Source organism: Cupriavidus sp. 09_S30, assembly GCF_056930435.1.
This window is the reverse complement of record NZ_JBXOWI010000001.1, coordinates 3,079,838-3,102,710: the sequence shown is the minus strand read 5'-3', so window position 1 is coordinate 3,102,710 and position 22,873 is coordinate 3,079,838. Positions and strand designations below refer to the sequence as shown.

Genomic DNA, 22,873 nt, shown 5'->3' with positions numbered 1-22,873 from the left:
TGGATGGGCTTGCATTGTCAAGCACGATGGCGGCGTGGCGGGAGTGCGCGGCGGACCGCTCCGCCCGCCGGCCCCCGTCCTGCCGAGGGTGCCCGGCCGATGCCGGGGAAAACCCCAGTGTGCGTAACGAGGGCGAGGTTCTACAGTCGATTAGCTAATCCCTGAGATTAATTCCACATGTGGCGGCGAAGGCCAGTCATGTCGCCACCGGATGGGAACAGGCAGGGGAGCAGCAGCAGGCAGGCGCCCGCGGCAACACGCGCGGCGGGCGGACCGCCGGCATCGCTGCCGGCAGCACGGATCAGGGAGTGCAGGAAGATGGCAGACACGCTGACGACTTCACCGCCGCAAGGCATCACACGGGCCGATGCGCATGGCGCACCGGCCGCCGCCGAGGGCGTCTACCAGCCGCGCAAGGCCTGGGCCATCGCCAGCTGGCTGACGGCCCTATCGGCCATCAACTTCCTCGACAAGGTGGTGCTGGGCATGGTCGCCGTGCCCCTGATGCACGACCTGCAGCTCACCCCCACCGAGTTCGGTGTCGTCGCGGGCAGCTTCTTCTGGCTGTTCTCGCTGTCGGCGGCGGTGGTCGGCTTCATCGGCAACAGAGTGCCGGCGCGCTGGCTGCTGCTGGCGATGGCGCTGCTGTGGTCGGTGGTGCAGATGCCGGTGGCGCTGGCCACCAGCGCGACGGCGCTGCTGCTGTCGCGCGTGATCCTCGGTGCCGGCGAGGGACCTGGCTTCCCGGTGTCGGTCCATGCGCTGTACAAGTGGTTTCCGCACGAGAAGCGCAACCTGCCCGTCTCGCTGATCAACCAGGGCGCCACTATCGGCCTGCTGCTGGCGGGCCTGATGGTGCCGCTGATCACCCGCCATTGGGGTTGGCGCGCCAACTTCGTCGTGCTGGGCGCGACGTCCTTGCTGTGGGCCCTCGGCTGGCTGCTTTGCGGGCGCGAGGGCACGCTGCGCACCGAGCCGCCCAAGGCCGGCGGCGAGCCTGCGCTGGCGCCGCGGCGCGTGCCGTATCGCAAGCTGCTGACCGATGCCACCGTGCTGTGCGGCTTCCTCACCGGCTTCGCCGCCTACTGGGGCCTGGCGCTCGCGCTGACGTGGCTGCCGTCCTACCTGGAGCGGGGGTTGGGCTTCGACGCCGCCGCCGCCGGGCGCATGTTCGCCATCATCGTGGCGGCAGGGGTGCCGGTCAGCATGGGCTTGAGCTGGTGTTCGCAACGGATGCTGCGCCGCGGGGCATCGTCGCGCACTGCGCGCGTGGTGTTCGGCTGCGTGTGCGTGGGAATCGGGGGCGTGGTGCTGTTGCTGTTGCCGGTGCTGCCACTGCCGCCGGCAGGCAAGGTCGCCTTGCTGGCCGTGTCTGCGACGCTGCCGCCGATCGCCTTTGCCCTGGGGCCGGCGATTCTCGGCGAGATCGTGCCCGATGCCCAGCGCAGCGCCATCATCGCGCTGAGCACGGCGGTGGCCACCAGCGCCGGCGCCATTGCGCCGGTGGTGATGGGCCGGCTGGTACAGGCCCAGGCTCATGCTGGCCCGGCCCATGGCTTCGAACTAGGCTTCGCCGTATGCGGCGTGGTGATGGTGGCCGGTTGCGTGATCGGCCTGATCGGCCAGCATCCGGAGCGGACCATCCGGCGCTTGCGCGGCTGAGCCATGGCTGGCTGCCCGCACTGGCGCTTGTGCTGACTTGCATGTGCTGACTTGATTGCATGAGGACCTTGCCACCATAATCCGCCGTATTAGCTTATGGGGTATTCGCAGATGAGCCGTGTCCGCAACCGTTCCATCGCCTCGGTGCTGGCCGATGCGTCCGTGCTGGACAAGCCGGCCGTACGCAGGGCCGCCCTGGAGAGCGTGCCATCCGCGCAGGCCGGTGAGCCCGGCAGCCAGGGAGGCTCGGCGGGTGGCAATCCGCTCGAGAACGAAACCGCGCGGCGCATGCTGGAGATCGCCGAGCGCCTGTTCGCCGAGCATGGTGTAGAACTGGTGCCGCTGCGCCAGATCGTGGTCGAGGCCGGCCAGCGCAACCGCTCTGCGCTGCACTATCACTTCGGCTCGCGCGAGGCGCTGGTCAGCCATCTGCTGAACCTGCGCCTCGGCCATGTCAACGCGCTGCGCAACCGCTATCTCGATGAGGTCGAGGCGGCCGGCCTGGGCGGCGATGTGCGCACCATCGTCGAGGCCTCGATCAGCGCGCTGGCGGACACCATCTGCGATACGCCCTGGGGCGCGCGTTATGTAAAGGTGCTGGCACAGGCCACCTTCAGTCCGAGCCTGCTCAACAACGAGATGATCGATCCCGACGCCATTTCGGGCTTTAAGCGGGCGCGGCGCCTGATTGCCGACGCGCTGCCGGATATCCCGCGCAAGGTGCTGCAGCATCGCCAGCAGTGGTTCAATCAGAGCGTGGTGTATGCGCTGGCGCAGTGGTGCCAGCAATCGGATGGCGCACCGGCCCAGCCGCCCGTGGCCGACCTGGCGGACTACTGCACCGCCGCGCTGACCGCGCCGGTCAGCAAGGGGCGCCGAGTCTGGCGCAGCGGCAAGAGCCGCCAGGCCTGAGCGCCGGGCAGTGCCATAGCGCGCCGCCGTGGGGCGGCGCAGACCACGCCCTTCCACCTGGATGCCAGGGAACCGCAAGATGCCAACAATCTATCTCGCCGGCTTCGACGTCTTCCGCCGCGACGCCGTCGCCCACGGCGAAGCGCTCAAGGCGCTGTGCGCCACTTACGGATGCGAAGGCCTGTATCCGCTCGACAACGCCTTGCCAGCGGGCCTGTCGGGGCCTGCGGCGGCGCAATGGATCTATCAGCAGAACCTCGCCCTGATCGAGCGCGCAGACATGGTGATGGCGAACCTGGACGATTTCCGCGGCCCGGGCGAGCCCGATGCCGGGACTGCCTTCGAAGTGGGTTATGCGGTCGCGCTCGGCAAGCCGGTGTGGGGCTACAGCACCGATCCCGGCACGCTGCTGGACCGGGTGGCAGTGGTGACCGACGCGCAGGGCCGCGGCCTCGATGCGCGCGGCTATGTGGTGGAAGACTTCGGCCTGGGCAAGAACCTGATGCTGGCGTGCGCCGCGCGCATGGTGCAGGGGGGCGCGCGCGAATGCCTGCAGGCCATCGCGCGGGCCGCCGCCGCTTCATCTTCCTCCTCCTCCCCCTCGGCCAGCGCGGCCGGCTAGGCGCGTCCCGGCCTCAGCGCTGCAGCGTACGCACGCCGCCGGCAATGTCCGCCGCGGCGGTGGACAGGATCTGCCGGTAGGCTGCCACCACACCGTCCACGCCGCTGCCTGCGGGCAGGTCGGCGCGGGTCTGGCCGGTGGCCAGCTTGCCGTCGGGCAGGCGCCGCACCGACCAGTTGATCACGGCGCTGGCCTGGCCGCCGGGCGCCGCGTCCAGGCGCACCACGTCGGTGGTGACGCGATAGACCGGCTCCACGCCCGAGAGGCCCTGCCGGTAGGTGTCCTGCGCGCCCAGTGCGGCCTGCAGCCGCTGCGACAGCGCATCGCGCAGCTCGTCCGGCAGCGGGGCCGACCAGCGCGCCTGATCCAGCCGGCGCAGGCGGCTGTCGCCGCTGCCCGTGCCGTCGTCGCCCACCACCAGCTCGACGCGGTTCAGCCGTTCAGGCACCCGCACCGGGGACACCTCGATCCAGACAGGCGCGCTTGCGGGCACGGATGCCTGCGGAGCGGTTGCGGCGGCGCTATCGTCTGCTCCCGGTGCCAGTGTGTAGTAGCGCGGTTCCGACGACGACGCGCAGCCTGCCAGCAGGGCCGCGGCGGCCAAGGCGGCGCCGGCGGCCAGCAGGCCCCGGCGGGTTGCGACGGTAGGAAGGCGGATCATCACGGATTCTCCGATTTGCCGCGCAGCAGCGCTTCAGGGTGGCGTTCGAGGTAGTCGGTCAGCGCGCGCAGCGACGCCGCGGTGCGGGTCAGCTCCTGCAGCATGCGGCGCGTGTCCTGCTGCAACGGCGCATCGGAGGCGAGCGCGCTGTTGGCGGAGTTCAGCGTCTTGCGCGCATCCTGCAGCGCGGCGGTGACCTGCGGCGCCACGTCGCCGTTGAGCTGTGCCACCAGCTTGTCGGCGTTGTCCATCATCTTGTTCAGCGAGGCCATGGTGGTGCGCAGGTCCTTGCCGATCTGCTCGAACGGGATCTTGTCGATCTTGGCGACGATGTCACCGATCTGGGCCTGCAGCTCATCGAAGGTGCCCGCCGTGGTGGGCAGCTCGGGCATGGTGGCGTTCGCATCGAACACGGCCGGCGGCGCCTTGGGGAAGAAGTCCAGCGCCACGTAGAGCTGGCCGGTCAGCAGGTTGCCGGTGCGCAGCTGGGCGCGCAGGCCGCGCTTGACCAGGCCCTTGACGATGTCCTGCGAGATCTTGTCGTCGCGCAGGTCGCGCTGGCGGAAGCCCATGCGCGAGGGGTAGAACTCCACCACCACCGGCAGGCGGAAGGCCTTCTTCTCGCGCAGGTACTCGATGCCGATCGAGCGCACCTGGCCCACCACCACGCCGCGGAAGTCGACCGGCGCGCCCGGGGCCAGCCCGCGCACCGACTGGTCAAAGTTCAGCACAGCCAGCGTGGGCGCCAGGTCCTCGGGCTCCTTCATCGCCTCGGACTGGTCGGCGGAGAGCAGGAACTGGGTGTTCTCCGCCGCCGGCTGGGTGGCTGGAGAATGCTCGGGTTCCTGGAAGGCCACGCCGCCCAGCAGCACGGTCACCAGCGATTGCGTGGACAGCTTCAGGCCGTTGGCATCCAGCTTCAGGTCGACGCCGCTGGCGTGCCAGAAGCGCGTGTCGGCGGTGACGAACTTGTCATAGGGTTTGTTGACGAAGACGCGCAGCGTGATGTCGCGGCCGCTGGGGGCCAGCTGGAATGCCACCACCTGGCCCACCTGCACGCGCCGGTAATAGACCGGCGAACCGATGTCCAGCGAGCCCAGGTCGGCGGCGCGCAGCACGAACTGCTTGCCGGATGAGTCAGTGGTGACCACGGGCGGGGCCTCCAGGCCGGTGAACCGGCGCACTTGCTCTTCGGACTTGCCGGCATCCACGCCGATATAGGCACCGGACAGCAGCGTTTCGAGCCCCGAGACGCCGCTGATGGCGAAGCGCGGCCGCACCACCCAGAAGCGCGTGTCCTTGACGGCGAAGTTCTCCGCATCCTTGGTCAGCTCGATGTCGGCGATGACGTGCGAGCGGTCGGAGGCCAGGCGCACCGACTTGAGCAGGCCGATGTCGACGTCCTTGTAGCGCACGGCGGTCTTGCCCGGCGTCAGTCCCTCCGCGGTGCGGAAGGTGACGGCGATCTCCGGCCCGCGCGAGGTCAGCGTATGCACCAGCAGCGTGATGCCGACCACGGCGGCCACGATGGGGATCAGCCAGACCAGCGAGGGCAGCCAGCGTGTGCGGCGCTTGCGCGCGGGTTCGGGCAGGCCCGGCGGACCCGGCGGGGTAGGGGGCGTGTGTTCCTTGTCGTCAGGCATCTTTGTTTTCCAGCGAATCCCACAACAGGCGGGGGTCGAAGCTGAGCGAAGCCAGCATCGTCAGCACCACCACCGAGGCGAAGGCCAGGGCGCCACCGCCGGGAATGATGGTGGCCAGCGCGCCGGCCCGCACCAGCGAGGCGAGCAGCGCGACCACGAATACGTCGAGCATGGACCAGCGGCCGATCACTTCCACCAGTGCAAACAGCTTGGTCCGCTGCCGGATGCGCCAGGTGGAGCGCAAATGCACCGACAGCAGCAGGAAGGTCAGGATCACCATCTTCAGCATCGGCACCACGATGCTGGCGGTCAGCACCACCATGGCCAGCAGGTGGGAGCCGGACAGCCAGAGATAGACCACACCGGAGTAGATGGTGTCGCGCTGCGTGCCGAGCAGGGTCTGGGTGACCATCACCGGCAGCAGGTTGGCCGGAATGTAGAGGATGTAGGCCGCCAGCAGGAAGGCCCAGGCGCGCAGCAGGCTTTCGGGCTTGCGCTGGTGCAGCCTGGCGCCGCAACGCGGGCAGGGCTGCCCCTCCAGGGCGATCGGGCTCACGCCCGTGCAGGAATGGCAGGACAGCAGGCCGAGCGCGCGCGCAGTGGGCACCTGGGCCAGCGGGGTGCGTTCATCGTCGTCGGTGATGTCGGCCACCACGTCGGCCGCGATCTTGCGCGAGCGCTGCAGCCGGGAGCGGGTGCCGGATGCGGGCTTCATGGCTTGGAGGCCTCCTCCAGGTTCTGCCACAGGTCGCGCGGATCGAAGGACAGCAGCGTCGCCAGCACCACCACGAGCGCGCCGAAGGACCACAGCGCGACGCCGGGCAGCACCTCGGCCATGGTCGAGAGCTTCACCAGCGTCACCAGCACGCCGATCATGAAGACCTCGATCATGCCCCACGGACGGGTCTGGCAGATGCCGCGCACGATGCGCTCGAATCCCGCCGGCATGCGGTGCTGCGTCATCGGGACCAGCAGGTAGCACATCATCAGCAGCTCGGTGAGCGGGAACAGGATGGTGGTGGCGAATACGGCGAAGGCCACCAGCGGCTGCTGGTCGGCATACAGCGCCTGCACCGCGCCCCACAGCGTGGTCTCCGTACGCACGCCCTGCAGGTCCATCGCCACGATCGGATAGGCGTTGGAGATCGCGAACAGGATCAGCGCGGTCAGCGTCAGCGGGAGCTGGCGGCGGTAGGCCTTGCTGCTGTCACGATAGAGCTGCCCGCCGCAGCGCAGGCAGCTCGCGCGCTCGCCGGGGCCGAGGGCGGTGCGGCGGTAGACGGCGTCGCAGTGGTGGCAGGCGATCAGGCGGTCGGTGGTGCCGTCGGCGGACAGCGCGGCCAGGTCTTCGGCGGACAGCGCGTGCGTGGCGGGCGCGGCCTCCGCCGCCGGCCGGCCAGCGGGGGTGTCGGAAGAGGGCGCTGCCGGATGGGAGTCCATGGGGGTGCTCAGGGTGCGTCCTTCTGCGCGGCGGGTGCCGGCGCGGCATCCTTGGTGACCGCACCCACCGTCCAGTCGCGCAGCAGCGCGTAGGCCACCGCCAGCACGGTCGGCCCGATGAAGACGCCGAGGAAGCCGAAGGCCAGCGCGCCGCCGAGCACGCCGAGCATGATCCAGATCAGCGGCATGTCGGTGCCCTTGCTGATCAGCAGCGGCTTGATCACGTTGTCGGCCATGCCCACCACCGCCACGCCCCAGACCACGATGAAGATGGCCCAGCCCAGCGAGCCGGCGTGGTAGAGCCACAGCGCGGCCGGGATCCACACCAGCGGCGGGCCCACCGGGATCACCGAGAGGAAGAAGGTGACGAGGCCGAGCAGCGCGGGTGCCGGCACGCCGGCGATCCAGAAGCCGATGCCAACCAGCACGGCCTGCACGAAGGCGGTGCCGAGCACGCCGTAGACCACGCCCTTGACGGTGTTGCCGGCCAGGGAAAGCAGGTGGTCGGCGCGCTCGCCGGCGATGCGGCGCATGCCCGCGCGCAGCCAGGCCACGGCGAAATCCCCGCCGGTGTAGAAGAAGTAGGCCAGCACGATGGACAGCGCGAGCTGGCCCAGCCCCGCGCCGATCGACAGGCCGGCGCCGAGCAGCGCATGGCCCACCGGCCCCAGCAGCTTGCGCAGGTTGGCCAGCATCTCCGAGTCGGCGTGGATCAGCTGGTCCCAGGACGACTGCAGGTAGCCGCCGACAAAGGGCAGGCTGGTCAGCCAGTCGGGCAGCGGCGGCAGGCCGTTCTGAACGTAGCGGTCGACCAGCGCGGACATCTGGTCGAAGTGCGCCGACACGCTGGTGCCGGCATAGACGAACGGCCCCAGCACCACCACGAAGGCCAGCAGTACAAAGATCAGCGCCGCCACGCCGCGCCGGTTGCCGAGCCAGCGCGACAGCACCGTGTACGGATACCAGGAGCTGTAGGCCAGGATCGCGCCCCACAGCAGCGCGGTGGTGAACGGCGCGAGCACCAGCAGCGAGCCGCCGATCAGCACGATCAGTGCGAATACGGCGGCAAGCCTCTCGATCAATTGGCCGGAATTCATTGGTGAAGCTCCCTTGCTGCCGGTGTGACGATTGGAACGTAAATATATCGGAAAACCGTTTCCGTTCCAGAAATGGCGGATCTGGCGCCCAAGGCGGCAGATCATGCCTCAGACCACGCCGGCGCCACTTTGTTCGCGGCCAGGGTGTGCGGACTGCCCGGAGCGAGAGCCCGAGCACACGTGGAGCGGCTTCTTCGCAACTTTCCCGGTTTTCGCAAAGCCATTTAATGCCAATATATGGGAGTGAATATTATATGTTGACACTAAAAGGGCTGGCGCCTAGGATGACGTCACCAAGTTATGCCGGGCGCCGCCGCGGCAGACATTCACCGCCACTTAGGAGTGCTCTGATGACGACAGGAGACAAGGTCAAGGTTGCGATCATCGGTTCGGGCAATATCGGCACCGACCTGATGATCAAGGTGCTGCGCCACGGCCGGCATCTGGAGATGGGCGCGATGGTCGGCATCGACCCCGCTTCCGACGGCCTGGCGCGCGCCGCGCGCCTCGACGTGCCCACCACCGCGGAAGGCATCGACGGCCTGCTCGCGCTGCCGGGCTTCGAGGACATCCGCATCGTGTTCGACGCCACCTCCGCCGGTGCCCACGAGCACCACAACGCCAAGCTGCAGGAACGCGGCGTGCGCGTGATTGACCTGACGCCGGCCGCCATCGGCCCCTACGTGATCCCGGCCATCAATCTGGACCAGCAGCTCGAGGCCACCAACATCAATATGGTCACCTGCGGCGGCCAGGCCACCATTCCCATCGTGGCGGCGGTGTCGCAGGTGGCGACGGTCCACTACGCCGAGATCGTGGCATCCATCTCCAGCAAGTCGGCCGGCCCCGGCACGCGCGCCAATATCGACGAGTTCACCGAGACCACCTCGCGCGCCATCGAGGTGCTGGGCGGCGCCAAGCGCGGCAAGGCCATCATCGTGCTCAACCCGGCCGAGCCGCCGCTGATCATGCGCGACACCGTGTTTGTGCTGTCGGACGTGGCCGAGCAGTCGCGCATCGAAGACAGCGTGCATGCCATGGTGGAGAAGGTGCAGCGCTACGTGCCCGGCTACCGCCTCAAGCAGGCGGTGCAGTTCGACCGCTTCGACGCGGACAACGCCCCCAACGTGCCGGGCATCGGCCGCACTGCGGGCCTGAAGACCTCGGTCTACCTGGAGGTGGAGGGCGCCGCCCACTACCTGCCGGCCTACGCGGGCAATCTCGACATCATGACCTCGGCCGCGCTGGCCTGTGCCGAGCGCATGGCAGAAACCCAGCTTTGCGCCGCCTGAAAGGAGCCGACATGAGCAACAGCAAACTCTATATCTCCGACGTCACGCTGCGCGACGGCAGCCACGCCATCCGCCACCAGTACAGCGTCGAGCACGTCAAGGCCATCGCCGCCGCGCTGGACGCGGCCGGCGTCGACTCCATCGAGGTCGCGCACGGCGACGGCCTGTCCGGCTCCAGCTTCAACTACGGCTTCGGCGCGCACACCGACCTGGAGTGGATCAGCGCCGCCGCGCAAAGCGTCAAGCGCGCCAAGATCGCCACGCTGCTGCTGCCCGGCATCGGCACCGTGCACGACCTGCACGCCGCCTACGATGCCGGCGCACGCGTGGTGCGCGTGGCCACTCACTGCACCGAGGCCGACGTCTCGCGCCAGCACATCGAATGCGCGCGCAAGCTGGGCATGGACACGGTGGGCTTCCTGATGATGAGCCACATGACCACGCCGCAGAAGCTGGCCGAGCAGGCCAAGCTGATGGAGGGCTACGGGGCCACCTGCGTCTATGTGGTGGACTCGGGCGGCGCGCTGACCATGAACGACGCGCGTGACCGTGTGCGCGCGCTGCGCGATACGTTGAAGGCGGAGACCGAGATTGGCGTTCACGCCCACCACAACCTGAGCCTGGGCGTAGCCAACTCGGTGGTTGCCGTGGAAGAGGGCTGCAATCGCGTTGACGCCAGCCTTGCCGGCATGGGCGCCGGCGCTGGCAATGCGCCGCTGGAAGTCTTCATTGCTGTGGCTGACCGCATGGGCTGGAACCATGGCTGCGATGTGCGTGCGCTGATGGATGCTGCGGATGACCTGGTGCGGCCGTTGCAGGATCGGCCTGTGCGGGTGGATCGTGAGACGTTGGCTTTGGGTTATGCCGGTGTCTACTCCAGCTTCCTGCGGCATGCGGAGACGGCTTCGGCTAAGTATGGTGTGCCGACGGTGGATATTCTGGTTGAGCTGGGTAAGCGGCGGATGGTTGGCGGGCAGGAGGATATGATCGTCGACGTGGCGTTGGATCTGACGCGATAGGTTTTTGCTTGCTTGGCCGGCGGTGTGGGTTGTTTGAGCCAACGGCCTGTTTCGGCTCCCCCTGCGGGGGAGCCGATCGTGGCTCAGGCGGAATCGGTCTGCGAGGCAAAAGCCCGTTTCGGCTCCCCCGCAGGGGGAGTCGAAACAGGCTGTTGGCCTAAACAACCAACACCGCCCAAGTCAAAGCGAAGACCCGCGCGTTACTGCGTTCATCGCTTCCGTCCCCCCAGCTGCCGACTAATCCCCCCCGCCGCCTCCTTCACCACCCCCACCAGCGCCTCCATCCTCTCCGGCTCCATGTACTGCACCGCACTGGTCACACTGATGGCGGCAACGATGCGCCCAGTGGCATCACGCACAGGCGCAGCCACACAGCGGATCGATGGCTCGTCTTCACCCAGGTCGAAGGCGCTGTCACGCGCAGCATAGCCCCGCATCAGGCGCAGCCATTCCTCTTCAGATGGCACCAGCCTGCCAGCGGCAGCCTCGCGCGCGCGGATGCGGCGCCATTCGTCCTCGTCGCGGTCGAGCACCAGCGCCTTGCCCACGCCGGTGGTCGTGATGGGATTGCGGCCGCCGATGCGCGAGCTGATCTCCACCGCGCGCTGCCCGGGCAGCTTGTCGAGGTAGATCACCTCATCGTCGACCAGCGCTGCGAGATGAACGGTGTCGCGCGTCTGCGCGGCGAGCTGCTCCAGGAAGGGCCTGGCGCTGGCGAGTACGCCGGACTCGCGCTGCGCCTGGAAACCGAGTTCGATCAGCTTGCTGCCCAGGCTATAGCCGCGGCGGGGCTCGTGCTGCAGGTAGCGTGCCTCGACCAGCGCCGAGGCGAGCCGGTGCGCGGTGCTGGAGGACAGGCCGGTGTGCTTGACGATTTCCGGCAGTGAGCTGAAGCCCTTGGCGACGGTTTCGACGATCTCCAGGCCGCGGAACAGGGTCTGGCTGGCGCTGGTGCGCTTGGTGGTGTCGTCGGAGTCTGGTGAGCGGGTAGGCATGGGTGGGATCGAGTGAAGCGAGGCATCCGGCAAGGCGTGGATGCGCGGGCCGGGCGGGCCGGCGGCGTTCTATTCTAGCCGCAGCGGTGGCGCGCAGGGGCAGGCCGCGCGTGCACGATCTCGCTGGAATGCCGGCGCGGGCGGGGGGATAATCCGCTGCAGAGAGAATGTGGCGCGCGCCAGCCCGCGGTGCCGCCCGAGCGAATTCGAGAATGCGAGAATACGAGGAGAGTGCGTTGAACGAAACCAAGCGTGACGAAACCAAGCACGTCGACCTGATCGACCTCCCCGGCACCCTGCTGGAACCTGTCGACCTGGAGAAATACCGCGGAGACTGGAGCGGTCTCAAGGGTGGCGTGCCCGCCGTGGTCTACCGTCCCGGCAGCACGGCCGAGGTGGCCGAGATCGTGCGCAGCTGCCGCGCGCAGGGCGCACGCATCACGGTGCAGGGCGGCCTCACGGGTCTGGCCGGCGGCGCAGCCCCCGACGAAGGCGATGTGGTGATCTCGCTGGAGCGGCTGAACCAGGTCGAGGACTTCGACGAGATCGGCGGCACCATCACCGTGCAGGCCGGCGTGCCGCTGGCCCGCCTGGCGGAGATCGTCGAAGCCAAGGACTGGTATTTCCCGCTCGACATCGGCGCACGCGGCAGCTGCCAGATCGGCGGCAATGTCTCCACCAATGCCGGCGGCAACCGCGTGCTGCGCTACGGTCCGATGCGCGACCTGGTGCTGGGTATGGAAGTGGTGCTCGCCGATGGCACGGTGATGCCGATGATGAACCGCGTCGTGAAGAACAACACCGGTCCGGACCTGAAGCACCTGTTCATCGGCACCGAAGGTACCTTCGGCATCGTTACGCGCGTGGTGCTGCGGCTCTTCCCCCGTCCGGCGGTGCGCCGCAGCGCGCTGTGCGCGGTCGGCTCGTTCGCGCAGGTGGCGCAGCTGCTCAAGCAGGCGCGCGGCCGCCTGCCCGGGCTGTCGTCGTTCGAGGTGATGTGGCAGGAATACCTGGTCGCCGCAGCCCGCGCGCTGGGTCGCGAGACGCCGCTGGGCGGCGCCCATCCCATCTACGTGCTGATCGAGGCCGAAGGCAGCACGGCGCCGCAGATGCAGGAGATCTTCGAGGGCTTCCTCGGCGAGATGCTGGAAGAGGGCGTGGCGGCCGATGTCATCGTGGCGCAGACGCAGGAGCAAGCGCAGTCGCTGTGGGACTTCCGGGATGCCATCGGCGAACTGCTCAAGCAGCTTTCGCCCTTCGTCTCCTTTGACGTCGGCATTCCGCTGCGCGTCACCGCGGACTACGTGGAGAAGGCACGCGCGCGGCTGCAGGCGGCCTACCCGCAAGCCTCGCATCTCTTCTTCGGCCATCTAGGCGACGGCAACCTGCACATCGTCAGCGGTCCGCACGCCAGCGAAGCCGACCAGCTCGCCGTGGACAACATCGTCTACGAACTGGTGGCCGAGGTAGGCGGCAGCATCTCCGCCGAGCACGGCATCGGCCGCATCAAGAAGCCATTCCTGCACCTGAGCCGCAGCGAGACGGAGTTGGGGGTGATGCGCGCGCTGAAGCAGACGCTCGATCCTGCGGATGCGTTGAACGCAGGTCGGATCCTGTAAGAGGTGGGGGGGCGGGGGCTGTTGTCTCCCCCCTTCTGTAAGCGCTCGCGGGAATGAAAGCATTCGCTTCGCGAGCGCCCGCCCTCTCCCCCAGCCCCTCTCCCGCAAGCGGGAGAGGGGAGCAAACCGCCGGGCTTGGACAGGTATTCGCATCTCGCATACGTGATCGCATTGCGCGTATGCCTTCACATCTCGCATACGCCTTCACATCTCGCGCATGCCTTCGTGCGCCGCCTGTTGTCTCCCCTCTCCCGCTTGCGGGAGAGGGGCGGGGGAGAGGGCGGGCGCTCGCAGCCACGATGTGCCGCCCATTGCCAATGTCGCGTGACGCGGCAGCATCGTGTCCTTCATCTGTGCGGCGTCAGCCTTCCCATTCAACCGCGCTACGACATCGCCGCCGCGCGAAGCAAACGCCCTGCAGACCTGTCTTTTAGACGCTGAACTCAGGCTCGCCATAATGAGCCAGCAAGGACTCGATCTGCTCCATGTCCTCCGTTTGCGGAGTACGGTCTTCGACGACACGCGACGGGCCGCAGTAGATTGCCGTCACGTGGCGGCGGATTGTCAGAACACGAGTCTCAGGCGGCGTCACATTCACCACCGGCCACGGAGTGCGCCGGTAAGTGCCGGCAATCCAGCCGGTCGGGGTCAGATGCAATTCTTGCCATTCTTCGCTGTTCGGCATTTCTTCCTTTCTCTCCTGTAGTCAGATTGGGTGGCATGCAGCGCTGGTGCCTGAATGAGGCAGCGCTGCGGCGTTGTGGCCGCTCACGCCTTGTGGCGGTAGTTGATGCGGCCCTTGGTGAGGTCATATGGCGACATTTCGAGCGTGACGCGGTCACCCGCGAGAACCCGTATGCGATTCTTCTTCAGCCGCCCCGACGAATAGGCCCAGACCTCGAAGCCGTTCTCCAGAATGACGCGGAAGCGGTTGTCCGGAAGGACTTCCGATACCTTGCCGCCAAATTCCACCAGTTCTTCTTTAGCCAAGGATGCTCCTTTCGTAGCAGAGGGTGCTACGCGGTAGGTTGGGTCGACTATGCGTGCCGATGCGGAAATTGCCGCAGGTACATGCGAGCGGCGGCGTTCTCACCCGCGCAACGGGCGGCCCGCTTCGCCTCGGCTTCGGTGCCATGCGTGGCATGACGCATCGAGACGTTCGCGACGATGCGTTCGGCGCCGTTCCTGTACTCGGCGATCATGTAGTTCGCAAACCAGACGCCTGGCTCTTGCTGGATGGGGTGCACCGAGACGGTGAACGGATTGATGCTGTGCTTCAAATTGTTGCCTTTGCCTGTAGGGAAGCGCTCGAGCCGCGAGGCAGCGTCTAGCACCCCCAAGTACATAAGGTGCGCGCTTGCCTGGCGACCGGTCGCCATTGCAAAAGTCAGTGTTGCCTCTCGCGCATTGGCGCAAGCGGAAAAACTGGTGTGAGATGGACCGTGCTTGCGCAAGCCGGCGCGCCTAGTACATGCGCGACTGTTGCGGAGCGGACGTGCCGCTGGTCGGATGTGGTTGTGGGCGACTGTCGCCTTGACTGTCGCCCTGAAGGATTCGGGTGTACACCCGACAGACCGCTGATGTTCTTCTAATGATGATGTCTAGCGGTCGGCGCATTGCCGTCGACAGGTGCCGACGAATGACTGAGTATTCTACCATCTTTGCTGATTCGCTGCTGGCGGGCGCGTTTTGCGCAGGCCATCGCTATGGCAGCGACGAAAGACATTGATCAGAACAGCGCGGCGGCGAGCCTGGCGATCAGCGGCCTTCCTATGCCGATCCGATCGGCAAAAGCGACCAGCCTTGCGGGCCTTCGTCCTTCGCTTCGCGGTAGAGCCACGTTGCGCCGCAGTCCGAACAGCGGAATGTACTGATAGTGGCGGTGACCGATTGGGGAGTCCTGCGCCGCTGGGTATCAACGATGCGCAGCGCAAGATGACCGGGGGCACCGGATGTGCCGCGCGTCAGCGTGAGACAGTTTGCGCAGAGTGACATGCCGGCCTCTCGCGTTGAAGGACGCCCACTGTAGCACGCGTCGCTGATCAGCCCGCAGCTTTCGGCCCCGAGGCGATTTGCAGTGCATATGTAGCCCAAGGGCCGCTGCGCATCGATCCCCCCGAGACGTTCGTTGACACCCGCGCGGCATCTATGTATAAATTGCCCGGCAGGATTTTCAAGCAGCAACCTCGAAGCACTAGGTGCTCGCCCCTCACGGCGCCACTTTTTCTCCATGTTTCTTCCTTGATCGTCATGCCTCGCCTGCGTTTTCTGCTCGGCGAGAATCTATCTTTTAAGGAATCCGTACATGGAAACCGGTACCGTCAAGTGGTTCAACGACTCCAAGGGTTTTGGCTTCATCACGCCTGACGCAGGCGGCAATGACCTGTTCGCTCACTTCTCCGAAATTCAGGGCAACGGCTTCAAGTCGCTCCAGGAAGGCCAGAAAGTGCGCTTTGTCTCCGGCGTAGGCAAGAAGGGCCCGGCAGCGACCAAGATCGAAGCGATCTGAGTCCCGCGACAGTCCTCGCATGAAAAAGCCCCGCAGATCTGGCGGGGCTTTTTGTTTCTGCGCGGTTACGAAATAAACCCGCTACCGGCGGTGCGACTGGGGTAGAGTCGGCATAGTCCATGTGAAAGATCAGTATCCCCCAATTCCTCCCCTCCGTTCCCGCCATGCAAAGTGCCGCCGCGCCGTCCAGCTTCCTCTGCACCTTACCTGCTAATGGCGGGGGCTTGGCCTATCACGTCACCGTCAGTTTTCGCGATAACCAGCATCCGGCGAGCGTTCGATTCACCAGCTTTGTTGGCGAGGGAAGGCGTTCATTCGCCGTGCTGACCGGCGACGGGGACTTGCAGGGAGCGATCGCCCAGAGTTCCGAGGCATTGTGCCGGGTCGCGATCGGCCAGGTCGTGCGCGATCATCTCTACGACAAGGCCAGCCAGGGGGACGCTGTGCTGGATCCGGAAGCGTCGCCATGGGAGGGCGAACTGAAGCCGGTTGGGACAGGCAATACTGCAAAGGCCCCGCGGCAGCGCTTGCCGGGCTGAAGCGGTCAGACACCCAGCATCTGAACCGGATCGCGCGCTGCGCGGCTCGCCGACCTGCGTTAAATAGCATGCAGGGGAAATCCCGTTCGAGATGGAGTGACCGTCTTTCGCAATGATCTTCGCGGGCGCAAGGCGTAAGCGAGCCGGGGCGGCGGGTCATGCAATCTCCTGTACCTTGGATGCGAAATCGACCTGATTCACCCGGGAACGGTTAGAGTGAGGGATACCAGACCTTTCGGAGCCCCTCATGGAATCCACCCCGAGTGCGACATACAAGGGATTCGATATTTACCCGTTGGTCTATCGTCACGATCCGCCGCGACAATGGCATGAGCGCCGCCCGGATCGCGCTTACAACGCCTCGGTTGTCATTTGCGCGGAAGGGCACCAGCCAGGAACGGAACGGTCACGAGTTTTTCCTGTTTTGGGAGAGCCGTGGGAAAACATCGGCGCCGCGAGGCGTGGGGTGGTGAAAGCAGCGGAAGACATCATCAACGGCCTGGTTCCAGGGCAGTCGATAGCGGGGCTGTGAGGGTATTGCCCGGCTGGCGGGTTGCGCGCCATGTGAAGGGTCGCCCGTCCTGCTCGTCTAACCGCTGCCCCGGGAGCACCCTGGCAATCCCCCAATAGATAGTTCGCTTGTGCGTCGTTAGCCTGCTTGACTTCAAGAGTCTCGGGGATCGCGCTACGGTAGCGCGGCAGGGACGCGGCATATCGACGTACGCTTCGAGGACTGCGTGGCCAAGCAAAATCAATCCGATTTCCCTGGAAGCGTACTGCCCACCGTCTTGCGGCTGTTTGCCGCGCTACCCCTGCCCGTTGTGCACGCGCTAGGGCGTTTGCTAGGTCGGCTGGCCTACGCCATGCCCGGGCGATATCGGCAACACGTGCGCAGCAATGCCGCCCAGGCGGGTTTCGCTGAGCCGGAGTTCGCCCGCCAGGTTTGCTTGGCTTGCATGGCCGAAGTCCTGGTGCATCGCTGGGCAACCTCCGCCGTCGCTATCTAGTGCAGAACCAGGGCCGAACCAGCGCGCTATGATGGCGCCGGTATCCATAATCCGGTATCCCTGTCCCCTCCGATGACGACAGCACTTCCCGGCCTGCAATTGGTAGGCGGCCATCCTTCCATCGTCGCCCTGCGCGAGATGGTCGCGCGCGTGGCGCGCAGCCATGCGCGCACGGTGCTGATCTATGGCGAGACCGGTACCGGCAAGAGCCTGGTCGCGCGGATCCTGCATGAACAGTCAGGCCGCGCCGCGTGCGAGTTCATTGACATCAACTGCGCGGCCATCCCCGCGCAACTTCTCGAGTCCGAACTGTTCGGCCACGAACGAGGCGCGTTCACCGGCGCGGTCGGCAAGAAAGAGGGGCTGATCGAGGCCGCCAACGGCGGCACCGTGTTCCTTGACGAGGTGCGCGAACTGGATCCGGTGATGCAGTCGAAGATCCTGACCCTGCTCGATTCACGCCGTTTTCGCCGGGTCGGCGCGGTCAAGCCCATCCATGTCGATGTGCGCTTCATTGCCGCGACCAACAAGATCCTGCTCAGCGAGGTCAAGGACGGCAAGTTCCGCGAGGACCTGTACTACCGCCTGCAGGTCATCGCCATCAACATCCCGCCGCTGCGCGAGCGCGGCGACGACATCTTCCTGCTCGCGCAGCAGGCACTGGCCCGCTACAACCTGCAGTACGGCAGCCGCATGACGCGCTTCGAGCCTGAGGTCGAGCGGATCTTCCGCGCCTATGGCTGGCCCGGCAACGTGCGCGAGCTCGAAAACCTGCTGGAGCGGATCTGCCTGCTGGAGGAGGGCGATTGCGTGCAGGCCCGCCACCTGCCGGCGCGCATCCTGCGGGAAGTCGAGGCGCCGCCCCGCGCCGCGCCCGCGCAGTTGGGCAGCGCGCCCGGCGAGGACTACCACGCCGCCACCGCACGCTTCCAGGCGCAACTGATCCGCGAGGCCTTGCAGGCCTGCGGCCAGAATGCCGCCGTGGCCGCGCAGCGCCTCGGGCTGAGCCGCCATGCCCTGCGCCACCAGATGCTCAAGCTAGGCATGCTCGACGCGTGATTTTCACGCGAATGCGTGAGGTGTTTGCGTGTAATTCACGCGGCACGGCGCGGTGGTGTTGTAAGTCATTGAATCCAAAGGAAAGCTTCGTTGGCCGGAGGTTGGCACGGCTCCTGCTCATATCTGGGTATCCGCGCCATACGGCGCTTCTCAGGAGCCTCCTCCATGCAGTCGCTGAAGATCATCTGCCCCAACGGCCATCTCGGCTTCGCGCCCCTGCGCACGGCCAGCTTCGAACTCGGGGTGGCGGCCGGGCCCGACTACATTGCCGCCGATTCGGGCAGCGACGACGTCGGACCGGTGCCGCTGGGCTCGGACACCTCGACCAGTCCGGAGGCGTGGCAGCGGCACGACCTGGAGCAGATGCTGCTGGCCTCGCGCCGCCTGGGCGTGCCGATGATCATCGGCTCTGCCGGCGACACCGGCAGCAACAGCCGGGTCGACCTCTATGTCCGCATCATCCGCGAACTGGCGCAGAAGCACGGGTTGAAGCGCTTCCGGCTCGGCTATTTCTATTCCGAGGTGGACAAGGCCACCTTGCGCGCCGCGCTCGATCGTGGCCAGGCCATCCGGGGCCTGGACGGCTTTGCCGACCTCACGCGCGCCGAGCTCGATGCCACCGACCGCATCGTTGCCATGGCGGGCGTGCATCCCTACCTGGCGCTGCTGCAGCAGGGCGCGGACGTGATCATCGGCGGCCGCAGCTCGGATGCCGCGCTGTTCGCCGCGCCGGCCCTGCACCACGGCTTCCCGGCCGACCACGCCTACTACCTCGGCAAGGTGCTGGAATGCGCGTCCTTCTGCGCGGAGCCCTATGGCGGCAAGGAGACCGTGATGGGCAGCATCTCGCAGGACGACGTGCGCGTTACGGCGATGCACCCTGAGCAACGCTGCACGGTCGCGTCGGTGGCGGGCCACGCCATGTACGAGCGCTCCAATCCCTTCGAGGAATTCGTCGCCGGCGGCCGGCTCGACATGACGCACTGCCGCTACGAGCAGGTGGATCCGCGCACCACCCGCATCACCGGGGCCCGCTTCGTCGACGACGCCGTGGTGCGTGTCAAGCTGGAAGGGGCGGGCAAGGTGGGCGAGCGCTATGTCGGCCTGTGCGGCATCCGCGATCCCTACACCATCGCCAATGTGGACCGTGTGATCGCCTGGGCGCGCGAGCAGGTGCGTGCACGCTTCGGCCCGGATGGCTACCAGCTCCACTACAGCGTCTACGGGCGCGATGGCGTGATGGGCGAACTGGAGCCGCTGCGCGACAAGCCCGGCCATGAGCTGTGCGTGATGGTGCAAGGCGTGGCGCCCACCGCCGAGATGGCGGAGGAAGTGGCGATGATCGGCCTGCGCCAGATGTTCTACGCGCGCCTGCCGGACGTGAAGGGAACGGCGGGTTCGGTGTCCTTCCCGCTCGACGAAGTGCTGCACGCCAGCCCGGCCTACCGCTGGACGCTGAACCATACCATCGAGGTGCCCGATCCCATGGCACTGTTCGCCACGCACCTGACCGAAGCCGGCGTTTGAGGATTTGAGGGAGACAACCATGACCACACAGAAACTGCATCAACTGGCCAAGACCATTCGCAGCAAGAATGCCGGTGTCAACAAGATCACCTTCGACATCATCTTCCGTGATGCCGCCGAATACGAACGCGTGAAGCGCTCACGCGCGATTTCGCGCCAAAGCATGGCCGCGCTGTTCGGCATCCCTGACGCGCGCATCTCGGATTTCGTCGAATACGATCCGGCCTTCGCTATCAAGTTCACGATCTACCGCAACCGGCCCAGCGGCAGCGCGGGTGATGGCGACATCTTCGGCGCGCAGCAATATGCGCCGCTGCTCGACCTGGACATCCCCGCATGACGGGGCTCGCCAAGCCAACCTGACCAAGGAGATAGCCAATGCTTATCCGTTCAGCTTTGCAGAAGGCGGCGCGGTTCGCCCTGGGCATCGGCGCGGCGTGCGCCATCGCGAGCCCGGTCACGCCACTGATCGCATCCGCGCGGGCCGAGAGCGCCGCGCCCATCCCACCGCTGGTGCGGATCGTGGTGCCGTTCTCGGCGGGCGCCAGCAACGACGTCATCGCACGCGCGCTGGCGCCCGGCCTGGCGCGGCGCCTGGGCACCAATGTGATCGTGGAGAACCGGCCGGGCGCGGCCGGCGCGATGGGGGCCGACTTCGTCGCGCGGGCGCCGCGTGACGGCTCGGTGCTGTTGCTGACCTCGTCGACCTTCCTGACCGCGGCAGCAACCCAACCGCATTCGCCGTACGACCCGCTCACCGCTTTCGCGCCCGTCGCGCTGGTTGCCAACGGGCCGTTGCTGCTGGCGGTGTCGGCTACCAAGCCGTTCCGCACGCCGGCCGAACTGCTGGCCGCCGCCAAGGCCAAGCCCGGCGCCATCACCTATGGCTCGGCGGGCGTCGGCTCGCTCGGGCAGATGGCGACCGAGCTGCTGTGCGACGCCTCCAAGACCCGGATGATGCATGTGCCTTACAAGGGGGCATCCAACGCGCTGCTGGACCTTTCCGCCGGGCAGATCGACGTGATGATGGCCAACTACAGCTCGATGGCGCCGCAGATCCGCTCGGGCAAGGTCAGGGCGCTGGCCGTGACCTCGCAGCGCCCGAACCCGGCGTTTCCGGACCTGCCGGCGCTGGGCGCCACCGTGCCGGGGTACGAGATGGACATCTGGGTCGGCGTGCTGGCCCCCGCCGGCATGCCGGCGGCCCTGGTGCAGCGGCTGAACCGTGAGGTCAACGAGACAGCGGCCTCGCCTGAAATGCGGGCCGTGCTGGAACCGGACGGCTCCCTGCCGCTGGCGGCCGGCCCGGCGGAGTTTGCCGCCCGCATGAAGCAGGATATGGCCCAGTGGAAACGGCTCGCGGCCGAGCACAAGATCGTGGTCGAATAGCGGCCCTGCGGCCAAGCGGAAACGCTAATCGCAAGCCGTACCACCCACCGGGATGCCCAAGGGGGTGACGCTGTTGCACGGCTCACCCACCCTGATCAGCGTTCCATTCGGGCCAGGATTCGGGCTTGGCCCCAGCCTGCCGGCAGACGTGCAGCAGTAGTGCGGGACCGAGAAGGTCGCCTGGGGCTTGGCCTTGGCCCTGGATGGAGGCAGGGGCTGGGTATGGGGTTGAGCCGGAGGTGGGGCTTGAACCTGGGGTGAGGCCTGAACCTGCGGTTGGGCCTGAACCTCGGGTTGGGGCGGGGGCACCAGCTGGACCGGCTGCGACCTCCCCGTACTGGCGGCGGGAGATTGGCTGTCAGTAGCGGCCGGCTCGTCTCGCGGGGGATACACACATCTCGCGTTTTCACAGATCCGCGCGCCCTTGCATTCCATGTCGCTCATGCATCCTTCTGCGACAACGTACGGCGAGGCGATGAGCGCAAGCACTGCCGTAACAACTAGGCTCGTGGCTTTCATGTCGGCTCTCACTGGCAGTTCAGCTATACCACGCGGCGCCCGCGCGCCGCCGCGCCCGCCGGGAGGCGCCAGTTCCATTCCCGGGAGGCGATGCGCGTACCGATGGTGACGGTACGCTATTTATTCTATACACCGCCTGCGGGAAAGTGGGCCGAGAGGGGCCGGGGAGGCGCCCGTCACCGTGGGCTGCCGCCCTTAGTTCCGCCCTTAGTTCCGACCTTAGTTCCGCCCGCCGCCAAGCAGGCTGTCCTTCAGCAGGGCCGCCAGCAGGTCGGACTGCGTCACCATGCCGATCAGCACGCCGGTGGCGTCCACCACCGGCACGCGGTGCAGGCCGCCGTCGCAGAAGGCCTGGGCCAGTTCCACCATGGGCTGGTCCGGCCGTGCGGTGACGATGACGGGCGTCATCCGGTCGGCGACCTTGGCGCCGGCACCGCCCGTGGCATGGCGTGCAGCGAAGTGGTCGCTCATCGTCAGCATACCTTTGAGCCGGCGCTGTTCATCCACCACCGGCAGCGCCTTGATGCGGTGGAGCGCGAGCAGGTCCCAGGCGTCGTCGAGCGCTTGCTGCGGTTGCACCGCGACCACGTCGCGCGACATGATGTCGGCGCAGCGCACCTCGCCGAAGCGGCGCCGGTAGGCGTTCTGCTCGGCCGATACCAGGATGGCCTCCAGGTCATCCTCTTCGATGTCGAGGAATTCGCCGCGGGCGGCCAGGGCCTGGTCCAGGTCGGCGCGCGTGATACCGGTGCGCTGCGCGGGCGGCAGGTCCGACGTGCCATGCCCCGGCGCCGGCTCGGGCGGGCGGTGCGGGTAGCGGCGGCGGGCCAGGTTGTTGAAGGTCAGCGCCATCAGCAACAGCAGCATCGAGTTCAGCAGTACCGGCACCACCACGAAGCCGAATCCCAGCGCGTGCACCGCCGGCCCGCCGAAGACGGCGGTGATGGCAACGGCGCCGCTGGGCGGGTGCACGCAGCGCAACTGGAACATGAAGGCGATCGCCAGGGCCACGGCCACGCCGGCGGCCAGGCCGGGCTCAGGAATCCACTGTGCGCAGGCCACGCCGATCAGCGCCGCCACCAGGTTGCCGCCGATGATGGACCAGGGCTGCGCCAGCGGGCTGGACGGCACTGCAAAGAGCAGCACGGCCGACGCGCCCATCGGCGCCACGAACCAGGGGTTGAAGCCGCCCAGCAGATGGTGGCTGATCCATTCCGTGCAGAACAGCCCCAGCAGCGCGCCCACGCAGGACTTGATCCGCTCGCGGCGGCTGGCGGGGATCGGCATCGGCAGGAAGCCGCGCAGCCACGCCGTGGTGCTGCGTGACGCAAGCGTCATGGAGGAGTCTTGCTGCATGGTACG

General features: G+C 67.1%; 23 protein-coding genes. 13 read left to right on the top strand and 10 right to left on the bottom strand.

Features of this window, described 5'->3' with window-relative positions; all coding sequences use genetic code 11:
• The first annotated feature begins 318 nt into the window (after positions 1 to 318).
• From AC1Z3O_RS14585 to AC1Z3O_RS14575, 3 genes are all read left to right on the top strand, one after another.
• Positions 319 to 1,662: an MFS transporter gene (locus AC1Z3O_RS14585; protein ID WP_483516417.1), complete on the top strand. Its 1,344-nt coding sequence runs from the start codon at positions 319 to 321 to the stop codon at positions 1,660 to 1,662.
• 111 nt (positions 1,663 to 1,773) lie between these two features.
• A complete protein-coding gene (locus AC1Z3O_RS14580) occupies positions 1,774 to 2,574 on the top strand; it encodes a TetR/AcrR family transcriptional regulator (protein WP_483516416.1) in 801 nt (266 codons plus the stop codon).
• A gap of 79 nt (positions 2,575 to 2,653) precedes the next feature.
• On the top strand, positions 2,654 to 3,196 hold the full coding sequence (locus AC1Z3O_RS14575) for a nucleoside 2-deoxyribosyltransferase (RefSeq protein WP_483516415.1): 543 nt from the start codon (positions 2,654 to 2,656) through the stop codon (positions 3,194 to 3,196).
• Positions 3,197 to 3,209: 13 nt separating this feature from the next.
• Here the strand turns inward: AC1Z3O_RS14575 and AC1Z3O_RS14570 are convergent, their stop codons facing one another.
• From AC1Z3O_RS14570 to AC1Z3O_RS14550, 5 genes are read right to left on the bottom strand one after another with little or no spacing between them, the layout of a single operon-like run.
• Positions 3,210 to 3,857 (bottom strand): PqiC family protein, encoded by a 648-nt coding sequence (locus AC1Z3O_RS14570; RefSeq protein WP_483516414.1) that lies wholly within the window; start codon positions 3,855 to 3,857, stop codon positions 3,210 to 3,212.
• Entirely contained in the window at positions 3,857 to 5,500 is a 1,644-nt protein-coding gene (locus tag AC1Z3O_RS14565; RefSeq protein ID WP_483516413.1) for a PqiB family protein, read from the bottom strand. The genes AC1Z3O_RS14570 and AC1Z3O_RS14565 overlap by 1 nt, the downstream gene beginning before the upstream one ends.
• The gene (locus AC1Z3O_RS14560; RefSeq protein ID WP_483516412.1) at positions 5,493 to 6,215 is read right to left on the bottom strand and encodes a paraquat-inducible protein A; all 723 of its coding nucleotides are present in this window, start codon (positions 6,213 to 6,215) and stop codon (positions 5,493 to 5,495) included. Before AC1Z3O_RS14560 ends, AC1Z3O_RS14565 begins: the two co-directional genes overlap by 8 nt.
• On the bottom strand, positions 6,212 to 6,940 hold the full coding sequence (locus AC1Z3O_RS14555) for a paraquat-inducible protein A (protein ID WP_483516411.1): 729 nt from the start codon (positions 6,938 to 6,940) through the stop codon (positions 6,212 to 6,214). The genes AC1Z3O_RS14560 and AC1Z3O_RS14555 overlap by 4 nt, the downstream gene beginning before the upstream one ends.
• A gap of 8 nt (positions 6,941 to 6,948) precedes the next feature.
• The gene (locus tag AC1Z3O_RS14550) at positions 6,949 to 8,037 is read right to left on the bottom strand and encodes an AI-2E family transporter (RefSeq protein ID WP_483516410.1); all 1,089 of its coding nucleotides are present in this window, start codon (positions 8,035 to 8,037) and stop codon (positions 6,949 to 6,951) included.
• A gap of 350 nt (positions 8,038 to 8,387) precedes the next feature.
• On the opposite strand from AC1Z3O_RS14550, the gene AC1Z3O_RS14545 reads away from it, so the two are divergent.
• Together AC1Z3O_RS14545 and dmpG are read left to right on the top strand one after the other, a co-directional pair.
• Positions 8,388 to 9,329, top strand: a complete 942-nt coding sequence (locus tag AC1Z3O_RS14545) for an acetaldehyde dehydrogenase (acetylating) (protein WP_483516409.1) — start codon at positions 8,388 to 8,390, stop codon at positions 9,327 to 9,329.
• A gap of 11 nt (positions 9,330 to 9,340) precedes the next feature.
• Positions 9,341 to 10,348, top strand: coding sequence for a 4-hydroxy-2-oxovalerate aldolase (gene dmpG / locus AC1Z3O_RS14540; RefSeq protein ID WP_483516408.1), 1,008 nt, complete (start codon positions 9,341 to 9,343; stop codon positions 10,346 to 10,348).
• 209 nt (positions 10,349 to 10,557) lie between these two features.
• Here the strand turns inward: dmpG and AC1Z3O_RS14535 are convergent, their stop codons facing one another.
• Positions 10,558 to 11,343, bottom strand: a complete 786-nt coding sequence (locus AC1Z3O_RS14535; RefSeq protein WP_483516407.1) for an IclR family transcriptional regulator — start codon at positions 11,341 to 11,343, stop codon at positions 10,558 to 10,560.
• A 236-nt stretch (positions 11,344 to 11,579) separates the two neighbouring features.
• On the opposite strand from AC1Z3O_RS14535, the gene AC1Z3O_RS14530 reads away from it, so the two are divergent.
• Entirely contained in the window at positions 11,580 to 12,962 is a 1,383-nt protein-coding gene (locus AC1Z3O_RS14530; RefSeq protein WP_483516406.1) for an FAD-binding oxidoreductase, read from the top strand.
• Positions 12,963 to 13,392: 430 nt separating this feature from the next.
• Here AC1Z3O_RS14530 and AC1Z3O_RS14525 read toward each other — a convergent pair whose 3' ends face one another.
• From AC1Z3O_RS14525 to AC1Z3O_RS14515, 3 genes are all read right to left on the bottom strand, one after another.
• On the bottom strand, positions 13,393 to 13,647 hold the full coding sequence (locus AC1Z3O_RS14525) for a translation initiation factor 1 (RefSeq protein WP_483516405.1): 255 nt from the start codon (positions 13,645 to 13,647) through the stop codon (positions 13,393 to 13,395).
• Between the two features lie 83 nt (positions 13,648 to 13,730).
• A complete protein-coding gene (gene infA / locus AC1Z3O_RS14520) occupies positions 13,731 to 13,952 on the bottom strand; it encodes a translation initiation factor IF-1 (protein ID WP_019447801.1) in 222 nt (73 codons plus the stop codon).
• Positions 13,953 to 13,999: 47 nt separating this feature from the next.
• Complete coding sequence (locus tag AC1Z3O_RS14515) at positions 14,000 to 14,242, bottom strand: isochorismatase (protein ID WP_483516404.1); 243 nt, start codon at positions 14,240 to 14,242, stop codon at positions 14,000 to 14,002.
• Between the two features lie 1,025 nt (positions 14,243 to 15,267).
• Between AC1Z3O_RS14515 and AC1Z3O_RS14510 the strand changes: the two genes are divergently transcribed.
• The 7 genes from AC1Z3O_RS14510 to AC1Z3O_RS14480 all read left to right on the top strand — a co-directional run bounded on the left by AC1Z3O_RS14510 (position 15,268) and on the right by AC1Z3O_RS14480 (position 20,992).
• A complete protein-coding gene (locus AC1Z3O_RS14510) occupies positions 15,268 to 15,471 on the top strand; it encodes a cold-shock protein (protein ID WP_483516403.1) in 204 nt (67 codons plus the stop codon).
• Positions 15,472 to 15,635: 164 nt separating this feature from the next.
• The gene (locus AC1Z3O_RS14505) at positions 15,636 to 16,010 is read left to right on the top strand and encodes a hypothetical protein (protein ID WP_483516402.1); all 375 of its coding nucleotides are present in this window, start codon (positions 15,636 to 15,638) and stop codon (positions 16,008 to 16,010) included.
• Between the two features lie 247 nt (positions 16,011 to 16,257).
• A complete protein-coding gene (locus AC1Z3O_RS14500; protein ID WP_483516401.1) occupies positions 16,258 to 16,542 on the top strand; it encodes a hypothetical protein in 285 nt (94 codons plus the stop codon).
• A gap of 547 nt (positions 16,543 to 17,089) precedes the next feature.
• Positions 17,090 to 18,076 (top strand): sigma-54 interaction domain-containing protein, encoded by a 987-nt coding sequence (locus AC1Z3O_RS14495; RefSeq protein ID WP_483516400.1) that lies wholly within the window; start codon positions 17,090 to 17,092, stop codon positions 18,074 to 18,076.
• Positions 18,077 to 18,241: 165 nt separating this feature from the next.
• Positions 18,242 to 19,603 (top strand): acyclic terpene utilization AtuA family protein, encoded by a 1,362-nt coding sequence (locus tag AC1Z3O_RS14490; protein ID WP_483516399.1) that lies wholly within the window; start codon positions 18,242 to 18,244, stop codon positions 19,601 to 19,603.
• A gap of 19 nt (positions 19,604 to 19,622) precedes the next feature.
• Positions 19,623 to 19,943: a DUF4387 domain-containing protein gene (locus AC1Z3O_RS14485; RefSeq protein WP_483516398.1), complete on the top strand. Its 321-nt coding sequence runs from the start codon at positions 19,623 to 19,625 to the stop codon at positions 19,941 to 19,943.
• A gap of 38 nt (positions 19,944 to 19,981) precedes the next feature.
• Positions 19,982 to 20,992, top strand: coding sequence for a tripartite tricarboxylate transporter substrate-binding protein (locus tag AC1Z3O_RS14480; protein WP_483516397.1), 1,011 nt, complete (start codon positions 19,982 to 19,984; stop codon positions 20,990 to 20,992).
• Between the two features lie 738 nt (positions 20,993 to 21,730).
• Here AC1Z3O_RS14480 and AC1Z3O_RS14475 read toward each other — a convergent pair.
• Entirely contained in the window at positions 21,731 to 22,867 is a 1,137-nt protein-coding gene (locus AC1Z3O_RS14475) for an HPP family protein (RefSeq protein ID WP_483516396.1), read from the bottom strand.
• Between the last annotated feature and the right edge of the window lie 6 nt (positions 22,868 to 22,873).